Raw genomic sequence first — 11,344 nt, forward strand, 5'->3', positions numbered from 1 at the left:
GATCAATTCTTTAGATTAACGACTTCGGAATTATTATGATTTTTTAAACTTTCACTTTATTCGAGTTCAATATCGGTTTCAATTTGAGATTTGGTTGTCAATGTCTTGTGAACAGGACATTTATCAGCTATTTCTCCTAATTTTTTAATTTGTTTATCATCCAGATTACCCTTAACTGAGATTCTTCTTTTAAAACGGTCTATTTTCGCCTTTTCATCTTCATCGTGCTCACAGTCCGTTGCGTGTGTTTTGTCGTGCTCGATTTCTATGTTGATTTCTTCCAGGTTCCATTCCTTTCTGTCTGCATACATTTTTAATGTCATTGCAGTACAAGCGCCTAAAGCAGAAGATAATAATCCGTATGGCGTAGGACCCAGATCTGTTCCCCCCACATCTTCTGGTTCGTCAGCCAGCCACCGGTGTTTTTTATCAATAATTTCAGTGGTGTATCCATCATCAGCAGAAAGCCTGATCTGGATATGCTGCTCATCCCCCCTTTCTACTTTTTCTCTAGGAGGTAAATATCTCTTTACCCATGCGCCGATTACCTCTCCAGCATACTCTGAATCCTCATTGTTTGTGAGTAAATGATCAGCCCCATCAAGACTTAAAAAACTTTTGGGATGATGGGCCGCTTCATATAACTTTCTGGCATGGGCTATTTCAACGACATTATCTTGTGGTGAATGTAAAAATAAGAATGCTTTCTTTTTCTGATTTTTGAGAATGTTATCCAACCTCTTATTTTGCAGGTCTTCGATAAATTCTTTTTTGATGGTAAAAGGCCTGCCTCCTATGTCGACATTAGCATATCCTTTTTTCATGATCTCCTCAATACTTTCATCAAATAAATGAGAAACATGTTCAGGGTCAGATGGAGCCCCTATAGTTGCTACTGCCTGAACCTCTTCTATTTTCTCTGCGGCATAAATTACCGCTGCACCACCCAAAGAATGACCTACAAGTATGGATGGGGCTTCATAATTTTCTCTTAGCCAATCTGCCCCGGCCACCAAATCCTCAACATTTGTACTGAAACTGGTGTCCTCAAAATTACCTTTACTAGAACCAAGTCCTGTGAAATCTATCTGTAAAACTCCAAAACCCCGATGGGTCATGGCCTCTGCGATCTGTTTTACTGCTTTAAAATTTTTATTACAAGTAAAGCAATGAGCAAAAATAGCTGTATGATAATCTTTTACTCCGATTGGAGCAGTAAACCTGGCAGCAAGAACATTTTCTGCTTCATTGGTAAAAGTTACGTATTGAGATTTCATATATGGTGGTTTTATTTCATTAAGATAATCAGTTGTGCTGTTTGAATCACGTATTGATTGCTGATTTTTAAATATTGTCAATATAAAGACATTAAAAAGGTTTTAACAGAGATTTAATGGTATAATGCTCGGAGCTAAAATCTATTTATCTTAAATTATAGAAAATAATTAAATACAACATACATGACTGATGAATGGCATAGTTTGAATATAGTTCATACAGAAAGTCTGAATAACTCAATTGTTACTTTACATAAATTAAGCCAGTTTGTTGCAAGGGTTGGGCAGAACTATGTGAAACCACGGAAAGACCATAGTCACACTAACCTGGGATGGGATAGAAATAGTTCTACTCTGGTTGGCAGACTGACCGAAGAAGGTGTTCGCATGACCTTCAATTTACCGGAATTTAAATATAAAGTAGAAGCACCCAGCCACCATTCGATAGTAATGCCCGAAGATCTTACCTATGGTGAACTGGAGGATCTGATGAAGCATCTACTCATTGCTGCCGGACTCATCGGATCACATTATGTTCCTTCAGATGAATATTCCCTGCCTTACGAAATAGATAGTGACGAACATATAGATAAACCAAAAAGAAAATTTCTAAGCCATTGGGCTGATTGCAGATCTAATGCAGATTTGGTTTTACATAAACTTGCCGCACTTTTTGCCGGTGCTTCAGAAGTTAGAATCTGGCCTCATCACTATGATTCAGGGCTAATTATTCCGCTGAAGGTAGAAAATGAAAAGACTGTAAAATCGGTTGGAGCCGGATTGGCTATAGCAGATCACATGGTAAATGAGCCTTACTTTTATTTAAATTATTATGCCAAGGATAAGCCTGAAGATTTTAAAATTAAAGATTTGGAAGATCACAGTGCTATAACTAAAAATTCGAAAGAATATACCGGTTATCTATTGCCTTTATCATTGGTGTTAAGCAGTACAGGTTCAGAAGCACAATTTAATTATACCTGGACTTTTTTCGAGCAGGGAATTGATCTAATCATGTCTGCAGCGGGTGTAAATAAACAAATTGTCTGATTTTTAGTAATTATATTATGCACTATCAATCCACTATCGACCCCAAAGAAAATAGCCTTATTTCTTTAAAGGACAGATACATGAATGTCAGAGATAAGACTATGGAATTATGTGAGCCACTAAACAAAGAGGATTTCGTGGTTCAACCAGTTGATTATGTTAGCCCAACAAAATGGCACCTGGCACATACAACCTGGTTTTTTGAAGAGTTTATTCTTTCTAAATATCAAAAAGGATACAAGCGGTTTCATCCTGATTTTGCATTCCTTTTTAATTCCTATTATGAAGCGGTAGGTGAAAAAATGATCAGGTCTGAACGGGGAAATATTACCCGTCCGGGTGTTGAACTGATTTTCGATTACAGAAAGTATGTAGATGACAGGATGTGTGAATTACTGGAAGATTACTCAGAAGAAAATATTGAGCTTTTAGAAATTGGCCTGAATCACGAACAGCAACACCAGGAATTATTACTTACCGATATAAAATATGTACTGGGTCATAATCCATTATTTCCACCATATAACCCGCAATTTGATGAATGTACCCGCTATGCTCCTTCAGGAGGATGGGTTGAGGTTGACGAAGGTTTGTATGAAATCGGGCATGACGGTATCGGGTTTGGTTACGATAATGAATTCAGCAGGCATAAAGTTTATTTGGAAAAGTTCCAATTGCGTAAAGGACTGGTGACAAATGCTGAATACCTTGAATTTATTGAAGACAGTGGGTATGAAGATCACCGTTGGTGGTATAGTGATGCATGGGCACATATTCAGGAAACCGGTTTAGATAAACCTTTGTACTGGCATAAAAATAAAGATGGATGGTTTCGGTATTCAATGCAGGGGTTACATGCATTAAACCCACATGAACCAGTTACTCATATAAGCCATTATGAAGCTGCGGCATTTGCAGAATGGGCAGGTATGAGGTTGCCTACTGAATTTGAATGGGAAATTGCATCAGAGCACTTTGACTGGGGATGGAGATGGGAACATACTTCATCTGCGTATCTTCCCTACCCTGGATTTGAAAAAGCAGAGGGTGCTGTTGGTGAATATAATGGTAAATTCATGATAAATCAGATGGTTTTAAGAGGGGCTTCCGTAGCAACTTCTCCGGGCCATGCCAGAAAAACGTACAGGAATTTTTTTCATCCGTATCTGCAGTGGCAGTTCACGGGTATCAGATTATGTAAATAAACCTATGGGAACAATAACAAAAACTTACAATGAAGCGGTGGCTAAGGCCGTTTTAAATGGTCTAAAAGCAAACGAAAAGTCATTGCCAAGTTGGCTCTTTTATGATAAAAAGGGTGATAAGCTATTTCAGCAGATTATGCGAATGCCCGAGTATTATCTGACAGATACCGAAAAAGAAATCATTGTTAATAATAGAGATAATTTTCTGGAAGATTTTAAAGGAAAGGACAAGAAATTTGACCTTGTGGAGCTTGGAGCCGGTGATGGCACCAAAACTGAAATCTTATTAAAGCATTTTTGTGTTCAGAATGCTGATTTTAGATATATTCCTATTGACATATCTTCTGATGTTCTCGAAGATCTTGAGGAACGATTAAGCAAAAGACTACCTGATTTAACTGTCCTTCCTAAGCCAAAAAGCTTTTATGATGCCCTGGATGACCTTGACAATAAGGATAGTAAAAAGAGGGTTCTGTTATTCATGGGTGGGAATATTGGTAATTTCACATTAGAGGATGCTACGGACTTTATTTCAGAATTAAGCAAACGATTAAGACCAGAAGACGAGCTTTTTGTTGGCTTTGATCTCAAAAAAGATCCAAGACAAATACAATCAGCTTATGATGATTCTAATGGTATAACCAGAGCGTTTAATCTAAATCTTTTGGAAAGACTGAATGATGAACTTGAAGCGGATTTCGATATATCTAAATTTGAACACTATCCGTTTTATAATCCGGAAACTGGAGAAGCAAAAAGTTATTTAGTCAGTCAGGAAGATCAGGAAGTATGTTTTGGAGCATTAGATGAGAAAATATCTTTTAATCAATGGGAATTAATATATACTGAGATCAGCCAAAAATATGATCTTGAGATGATCCATGAAATGGCTGAAAAAGCAGGGTTAAAAATATATCGCAATTATTTTGATCGCAGAAAATATTTCTGTAACGTGATCTTCAAAAAATAACATCATGAAAGCAGTTTGGAAAGGAAAGGTTATTGCTGAAAGCGATAATACAAAAGTTGTAGAGGGAAACCATTATTTCCCCCCTTCTTCAATAAACGATGATTATCTCACAGATTCTGATACCACATCAAAATGTCCGTGGAAAGGTACTGCGAATTACTATAATATTAATGTTGAGGGTAATACAAACGAGGATGCAGCATGGTATTATCCTCATCCGAAAGATGCAGCCGAAGAAATAAAGGATCATGTGGCTTTCTGGAATGGAGTAGAAATTACTGATTAGCAAAGGATACGGATATTGACTCACTTAGTTTTTTCAGTTTCATGAGTTGATCGATAATAAACCTTGTATGTAAAGCAGGAGTATCAATTCTCTCAAGTTCTTCTTCGATTTCAGGAATTACAGTCTCGATTTGCTTTTGTGTATCATCAATATTTATTGCGTTGGCCGAAGATAAAACTGATCTCAGGTCTTCTATAAAGGGAGATATTTTTGATACAGAATATTCTTTATTATCCAGATGAATAAGATAAACTCCAATAGATGACGCTAATATCATGAATGCATAATTATTCATTATCAATTTATAACTATTACTTTCTATTTTCCTTTTTTGCGCCGGGTCTGTGATGAGCCTGTTATAAGATGAAATCACATTGGACATCTTTACATAAGTATCCTTCCTCAGCTCTCTGTATGTAGTCTTATCTATAGATTCTTTATCCAGAGAATGTAAAATATAAAAAGCGAAATTTTTATTTGACTGCCATAATTCATTAATGAAAACAGGCATACTTTTATGTTCCCAGAAAGGAAATATGACTCTGATAGAAATAAAACATAAAATACCTCCGAAAATAGTATCAATTACCCTGTAAAATATAATTTCAGTATTCAGGCCGGTAAGAACTCCAAAAAGGAGTAATACAAACAAGGTGAAAAATAAGGTTGCTTTTACATAGTCCCGGGGTAAAAAGTTAAAAGCAAAAAAGAATGCGATACCCATTAGCAGGATTCCGGCAAGCGGGTTTATTTCCAGGAAGGTTAATGGCAGAACAATTAACGCCCCAATGATGGTACCGATAATTCTTTGGGTTAATCTATTTTTGGTGATACTATAGCCAGGCTTCATTATAACAAGGATTGTCAATAATACCCAGTTAGGATTTTGGAAATCCAGAAATCCAGCCATTACATATCCGATTACGGAGGTGATAGCCATCCTTAAAGCATATCTGAAGTAACTCGAATCTAAGGTCAGATTAGATAGAAAAGCATCTATACTAAGCTTTCTTGGTGGAATAAACTTATCAATCCGTCCCGGATCAAAATCCATATCCACTTTCTCTTTTTCTCCGGCAGCAAGAAGGGATATCCTGGAGATTTTTTTTATCTGGTGATTAAGGTAAATGTTAAATCGATTGATAAATCGATAATCAGCGATTGTCTTGTCAGGAGAAAGGGCATTGGATTTGGCTTTCTCCAATTCTGATCGAAGGGAATCCATTTCCTTCTTGAATTGTGGAATATCAAAAGAGGTGAGTTTTCCCTTTTTGATGCAAACTGAAGTGTTTCTGAGAATTTCGGGCATTTTGCCTACTACCCTTTCTAATGCATCCACACCAGGAAAATCAGATTTTAGCGACCTGTATTTTTTTGGATCAAAATGAGTTATCAATGCGAGCTCAAACATTTCTATTAGTTCGATAAAAATGAATAAAGAACGCTCATAATGCCTTTCAGACCTAAAGAGATCCATTCTCTCTTTTAATAACAAATCTCTAATATCATCATACTTTGGATTTAGACCTGACTGAAATTGAGCAAGGTTATAGAGCACCTCTTCCTCATTAACCTTTTCTGATTTTAAATATTTTAGCCTGAGGTCAAAATAATCAGCCGTTACATTAAGTAGATCAGCCAGCTTTTTATTAATGAGAGATGGTTTATACAATTGATAAACAATAATTGCATAAATAATATAGAGTATTTCGCCAGCTGAAACTCCAATAAAGTGATTTAAAACTTCCCCTGATTCAAGTCTATTTGAAAAACTCAAACCAAGCATTATAGACAAATAGCCTGAAAAAGAAAGCATTGCGACGTTAAAATCAAATGCTGCAATATAAGCTAAAAGAAAATTGCTATAGAAAGAAAAATGTTAAGTACAACAGGATTATCAGCGAGCATTATTACTCCTAAATGGAGTCCCAGCGATAAAAAGAAAGCAACAAAAAATAATTTTAATTTACTTATAAAATTGATGTTTAAATCTACTGCTGAAATAAAAGAGCCGCCTAATAAAAACTGAATGGCCTCTGTCTTAAAACCCAATGCAAATAAGATGATTACAGGAATATAAACACCGGCAACTATTCGAAATGCATTTATTGCAGATTCACCTTTAAAAAGATACTTGATATTTTTAGTAACTATATTCCTCAACAATCTTAGTTTGATATTCAAAATTAGTTTAAACTACCTAAATAAAATATCTATCACTTATTATATCTAAATAAAAAAAGCGACCCAATTACGGATCGCTTTACAATCACAACCTATTTGCACTATTTATTAGTATTCAATTCTTCTTCTAATAATGGATAATCAGTATATCCTTTTGGCCCCGGGGTATAAAAAGTGTCTATATCATAATCATTTAACGGCGCATCATTTTCAAATCGTTCTACAAGATCAGGATTTGATATATATAATTTCCCATAAGCAACAAGATCTGCATCGCCTTCCTCTATAACCTTATTTCCGGATTCCTGATCAAAATGAGCATTGATCATTAAAGTACCCCTGTATATAGGGCGATATCGTTTAGCTATTTCCGTTTCAGCATTTGGGATATCACTTACGTCGTTAAATGGTTCTGACAAGTGTAAATAAGCGAGGTCATAATTATTTAACTGGTTAATGATATAATCAAATGTTGGAATTGTATCTTCATTTAAGGTCATACCAAAGATTCCATGTAGTGAAGGATTCAACCTCACACCTATTTTTTGTTCGGGAATTTCCTTTTTTATCGCATCAATGATTTCAAACAGTATTTTAGCCCTGTTTTCAATACTACCTCCATACTCATCAGTCCGTTTATTTGAAGTAGATGAAAAGAATTGATGTAACAGGTATCCATTTGAAGCATGTATTTCAACACCATCGAATCCGGCATTTATTGCATTTACAGCTCCGTTTTTAAAATCTTCAATCGTAGATTTGATTTCGTCAATGGTCATTTTTTTAGGAGTAACCGTATCTTTAAATCCTTCAGGAGTATAGGACTTTTCATTAGGATTTATGGCCGATGGGGCTAATGGAAGATCTCCATTATGAAAATCAGGATGAGATATTCTTCCTACGTGCCAAAGTTGAAGAAATATTTTCCCGTTCTTTTCGTGAACTGCTTTAGTTATTTTTTTCCATCCTTCCACCTGGGCTTGAGTATAAATGCCAGGTACATTAATATAACCTACAGCCTTTGGAGAGATTGGAGAACCTTCTGAGATTATTAACCCTGCACTGGATCTTTGTTTATAATATTCTGCCATAAGGTCTGTGGGAACATTTCCGTCATTATCTGCCCGTGACCTGGTCATCGGTGCCATCACGATCCGATTTGATAGGTCTAACGATTTATTTAGAGGTCTTAACAATGGTTTTATATTTTGCATAATTAATTCTATTTATTTGTTCAAACGTGTATTGTCTAAACATGTTTTATAAATGCTCGTTTAAAAGGAAGTAAAATGTCAGGAGTTTTACATGAGGATCAGATATGTGAATATGTGTAACCTTTGAACTTGAAACCCTGTTAAATAAGAAAAGAACCATGCCATGGATATTCAGGAATTGATTGATAAAATGGAAGGTGATTTTCCTGTAGAATCACAACTTTCATTTCAACCTTTATTGAAAAGGTGGAAAGAAATAATAGATGCAGATCCCAATACAGGGAGAGGTAAAATACTTCAAAAGATGTATGACAGGATTGCGTCAAATCCTGAATTACAAGGTGAAGATCTCGATAAAGATGTCGTTTTAAATAATGAAGAGGAGTTTGAAATAATTCTTGGTTCGCTTTTTCCTTTAAGCACACATTCTCCTGATCAGTTATATACAATTTGCTTACCTTTTGAACTTGATCCGCTTTATTCTTCTGAAGCATTTAAATTAAATTTTCTGAATGAAAGTGGACAGATGACATTACCTGAAGAATTTGATGTCAGGCGTATTACTATGACCCGAATAATACAGGCATATAGAATTATTCTGGGTAAATACTTCGATAAAGAGATAAAATCTTCTCCTCCGATAATATATAAGTTTATTGATTCAAATGGATTGATGAAATATTATCAGTTTGATGTGGATTCCAGGTTTCTTGATGTAGAACTCAAAGCTGATACCTGTCCCAATCTTGATCAACAAATCATCAGCGGAAAGGTACCATCAGTAAATGATATCGAAACATGGATGGAAAAGCTGCCATTAGACCTATTTGTATTTAAAGGATTCGCGGTTATCACCTTGAGGGATTTGACTATGACAGAGGGTATTTCTGATCTTAGAAATGAATTAATGCTTCATCAGGATTTTTCCGATCCGGAGTTTTTATCTCAAATTCAATTAGCAGTCAAAAGTATTTTGAACTGTGCAGATATCAATGTTGGAATAGCTGCGTTTCAAAATTTCGAGGGACGTCAGCTTTTATCTGAAAGAAGGTTAGCTAATAGTTTTTTGATCAGTAGGTTGTGCTCTGGTCACTGTAAGGAAGAATATTCTGAAGTAATTAAGTTACTCGATAACGTAAAGGTTCCAAAATACATAAGGAATATAAAGGACTTTATTTCTGATTACCCTGTGTTGGGCAGGTTAAGTGAAACAAATATTAACTCGGTTATATTGTATCCATTGTTTTTTGATGATGAACCTGTTGGTGTTCTTGAAATTTCATCAGAGAGTACAGAAGTTCTCAATGAAAACATGATATCATTACTGGATCACGTTACACCAGTTATTTCTCTTGCTCTTCATAGAAGTGCTGATGTAGTAGTAAATAATGTGAGAAATATAATTAAAACGAATTATACAGCAATTCAGCCTGTTGTAGAATGGAAATTTAATGAAGCTGCGATAGATTTATTAATGCAAAGGGAAAACGGAAATAATCCTTCAGTACCCGATATTAAATTTCAGAAGGTATATCCATTATATGCAAATCTCGATATCCGGGAGTCGTCGAATGAAAGAAATAAGTCGATTCACATTGATTTGAAAGAGCAATTAAATCTTGCCGTTAAAGTGATCAATGAATCTAAAGAAAAGATCAACCTTCCGATACTGGATAAATATGCCCTCCAGTTAAATAAAATGAGGTCAGGTATTAAGCATGTGCTAATCCCTGAAGATGAAAGAAGGATTAGTGAGTTTTTAGTCGATGAAATCACACCATTATTAACTCATTTAGGTAAAACATATTCAGATTTAAAAGAATTGATCAAGTCTTACTTCAATGAATTGAATGCATCATCCGGAATGATCCATTCAAGAAAACAAGCCTTTGATGAAAGCATGCAATTGATCAATGATACTGTATCTGATTATATTGAAAAGGAACAGGTGATAGCGCAGGAAATTTTCCCACATTATTTTGAAAAATACCGGACTGATGGAATAGAGTACAACATTTATATTGGTCAATCACTGGTTAAGGACAGAGAGTTCAATGATATCTATCTTAAAAATTTAAGATTCTGGCAATTGAGAACTCTTATTGAATTGGGTAAAATAACTACCGATCTTAAAAAAGAAATGTCTTACAAACTTGATACTACCCAATTGATATTAGTTCATAGTGATCCTTTGACAATTAAATTCAGAATAGATGAGCGAAAGTTTGATGTTGAAGGTTCATATAATATCAGGTATGAGATAATGAAGAAAAGAATTGATAAGGCACTGATCAAAGGTACCGGTGAAAGATTAACGCAACCTGGTAAGATTGCAGTGGTCTATAGCAGGCCTGAAGACATGGAAGAGTATTTTGAATATCTAAATTACTTCCAGGAAACTGGGATGATCGAAGAAGATATTGAAGATCTTGAAATTGATACTTTACAAGGTGTTCAGGGTTTAAAAGCACTTCGGGCATCATTAAAGAAAAAGGAACCTGAGAAAAGAAAAGAATCTAAAAAATCAGTTAAAGAGAAGGTTTAAATAAGAAAAGGGCTCAGGGCCCTTTTTTTAATTTACTTTAATACATCCATTCTGTATTGTAATTCTATCCCCACTTTTTACTTCAACTTTTCCACATGATGTCATGATCACACATTTATCAGATCCTCCCTGAATGGTCAATGAACCTGTACGACTACCGGAAAATTTCACTTTTGTGTTACTTCCTCCAATTTTTACACTCATATTATGATCTTTTGAATCTTTATTGGTGTAGCGGATAGTAACTGATGCAAATAGTGAATAGGAAATAATAAAAAATCCAGTGAGAACTAGAAGAAATTTTCTTTTCATGATTGTTTTAGTTGAAAGTTGATAAATAATTATATGCAAGTATAATTATTTCATTTTTTATTTCAAATCAAAATTGAAATCCGGCTGTAACATATGGGAGTAATTCCTCTTCAGAGTATCCTACTGTAACGGCAAGAACTACCAATTTTAATGGTGAAAAATAAATCCCCCGCCATAACCGGTGTGCCATTTGTTACTATCTTCATTTTCATACCATACTCTGCCAACATCATGGAAAAGAATTATTCCAATGGAGGCAGGAAAAAGGTAAGTATTGAAACTAAATAACCTGGCTCTTAAT

11 protein-coding genes are annotated in these 11,344 nt (G+C 35.1%); 6 read left to right on the plus strand and 5 right to left on the minus strand.

Features of this window, described 5'->3' with window-relative positions; translation table 11 throughout:
* Positions 1-56 precede the first annotated feature (56 nt).
* Positions 57-1,277, minus strand: coding sequence for a bifunctional alpha/beta hydrolase/OsmC family protein (locus DCC35_RS11720; RefSeq protein ID WP_137090980.1), 1,221 nt, complete (start codon positions 1,275-1,277; stop codon positions 57-59).
* 183 nt (positions 1,278-1,460) lie between these two features.
* On the opposite strand from DCC35_RS11720, the gene DCC35_RS11725 reads away from it, so the two are divergent.
* The 4 genes from DCC35_RS11725 to DCC35_RS11740 are packed head-to-tail and all read left to right on the plus strand — an operon-like array spanning position 1,461 to position 4,788.
* The gene (locus DCC35_RS11725) at positions 1,461-2,327 is read left to right on the plus strand and encodes a hypothetical protein (protein WP_137090981.1); all 867 of its coding nucleotides are present in this window, start codon (positions 1,461-1,463) and stop codon (positions 2,325-2,327) included.
* Positions 2,328-2,344: 17 nt separating this feature from the next.
* Positions 2,345-3,532, plus strand: coding sequence for an ergothioneine biosynthesis protein EgtB (gene egtB / locus DCC35_RS11730; protein ID WP_137090982.1), 1,188 nt, complete (start codon positions 2,345-2,347; stop codon positions 3,530-3,532).
* Positions 3,533-3,536: 4 nt separating this feature from the next.
* Positions 3,537-4,502 (plus strand): L-histidine N(alpha)-methyltransferase, encoded by a 966-nt coding sequence (locus DCC35_RS11735; protein WP_137090983.1) that lies wholly within the window; start codon positions 3,537-3,539, stop codon positions 4,500-4,502.
* 4 nt (positions 4,503-4,506) lie between these two features.
* On the plus strand, positions 4,507-4,788 hold the full coding sequence (locus tag DCC35_RS11740; protein ID WP_137090984.1) for a DUF427 domain-containing protein: 282 nt from the start codon (positions 4,507-4,509) through the stop codon (positions 4,786-4,788).
* Here the strand turns inward: DCC35_RS11740 and DCC35_RS11745 are convergent.
* The 3 genes from DCC35_RS11745 to DCC35_RS11755 all read right to left on the minus strand — a co-directional run bounded on the left by DCC35_RS11745 (position 4,778) and on the right by DCC35_RS11755 (position 8,186).
* Positions 4,778-6,604, minus strand: a complete 1,827-nt coding sequence (locus tag DCC35_RS11745) for an FUSC family protein (protein ID WP_246070006.1) — start codon at positions 6,602-6,604, stop codon at positions 4,778-4,780. The genes DCC35_RS11740 and DCC35_RS11745 overlap by 11 nt on opposite strands.
* Before the next feature lie 32 nt (positions 6,605-6,636).
* Positions 6,637-6,951, minus strand: a complete 315-nt coding sequence (locus DCC35_RS11750) for a hypothetical protein (RefSeq protein ID WP_137090986.1) — start codon at positions 6,949-6,951, stop codon at positions 6,637-6,639.
* Positions 6,952-7,073: 122 nt separating this feature from the next.
* Positions 7,074-8,186 carry an alkene reductase gene (locus DCC35_RS11755; protein WP_137090987.1) on the minus strand — a complete coding sequence of 371 codons (1,113 nt, stop codon included), beginning with the start codon at positions 8,184-8,186 and terminating at the stop codon, positions 7,074-7,076.
* Between the two features lie 163 nt (positions 8,187-8,349).
* Between DCC35_RS11755 and DCC35_RS11760 the strand changes: the two genes are divergently transcribed.
* Positions 8,350-10,731, plus strand: a complete 2,382-nt coding sequence (locus DCC35_RS11760) for a GAF domain-containing protein (RefSeq protein ID WP_137090988.1) — start codon at positions 8,350-8,352, stop codon at positions 10,729-10,731.
* Between the two features lie 27 nt (positions 10,732-10,758).
* Here the strand turns inward: DCC35_RS11760 and DCC35_RS11765 are convergent, their stop codons facing one another.
* Positions 10,759-11,043, minus strand: coding sequence for a hypothetical protein (locus DCC35_RS11765; protein ID WP_137090989.1), 285 nt, complete (start codon positions 11,041-11,043; stop codon positions 10,759-10,761).
* 150 nt (positions 11,044-11,193) lie between these two features.
* Here DCC35_RS11765 and DCC35_RS20690 point away from each other — a divergent pair, with 150 nt between their 5' ends.
* Positions 11,194-11,331: a hypothetical protein gene (locus DCC35_RS20690; protein ID WP_175402799.1), complete on the plus strand. Its 138-nt coding sequence runs from the start codon at positions 11,194-11,196 to the stop codon at positions 11,329-11,331.
* Positions 11,332-11,344 lie beyond the last annotated feature (13 nt).

The sequence above is a fragment of the Mangrovivirga cuniculi genome, assembly GCF_005166025.1.
Classification (GTDB): Bacteria; Bacteroidota; Bacteroidia; order Cytophagales; family Cyclobacteriaceae; genus Mangrovivirga; species Mangrovivirga cuniculi.

What these genes read in the sequence shown, in the direction of transcription:
- DCC35_RS11720 (WP_137090980.1), bottom strand. Translation starts at nt 1,277, where the DNA reads ATGAAATCTCAATACGTAACTTTTACCAATGAAGCAGAAAATGTTCTT.
- DCC35_RS11725 (WP_137090981.1), top strand. Translation starts at nt 1,461, where the DNA reads ATGACTGATGAATGGCATAGTTTGAATATAGTTCATACAGAAAGTCTG.
- egtB (WP_137090982.1), top strand. Translation starts at nt 2,345, where the DNA reads ATGCACTATCAATCCACTATCGACCCCAAAGAAAATAGCCTTATTTCT.
- DCC35_RS11735 (WP_137090983.1), top strand. Translation starts at nt 3,537, where the DNA reads ATGGGAACAATAACAAAAACTTACAATGAAGCGGTGGCTAAGGCCGTT.
- DCC35_RS11740 (WP_137090984.1), top strand. Translation starts at nt 4,507, where the DNA reads ATGAAAGCAGTTTGGAAAGGAAAGGTTATTGCTGAAAGCGATAATACA.
- DCC35_RS11745 (WP_246070006.1), bottom strand. Translation starts at nt 6,604, where the DNA reads ATGCTTTCTTTTTCAGGCTATTTGTCTATAATGCTTGGTTTGAGTTTT.
- DCC35_RS11755 (WP_137090987.1), bottom strand. Translation starts at nt 8,186, where the DNA reads ATGCAAAATATAAAACCATTGTTAAGACCTCTAAATAAATCGTTAGAC.
- DCC35_RS11760 (WP_137090988.1), top strand. Translation starts at nt 8,350, where the DNA reads ATGGATATTCAGGAATTGATTGATAAAATGGAAGGTGATTTTCCTGTA.
- DCC35_RS11765 (WP_137090989.1), bottom strand. Translation starts at nt 11,043, where the DNA reads ATGAAAAGAAAATTTCTTCTAGTTCTCACTGGATTTTTTATTATTTCC.
- DCC35_RS20690 (WP_175402799.1), top strand. Translation starts at nt 11,194, where the DNA reads ATGGTGAAAAATAAATCCCCCGCCATAACCGGTGTGCCATTTGTTACT.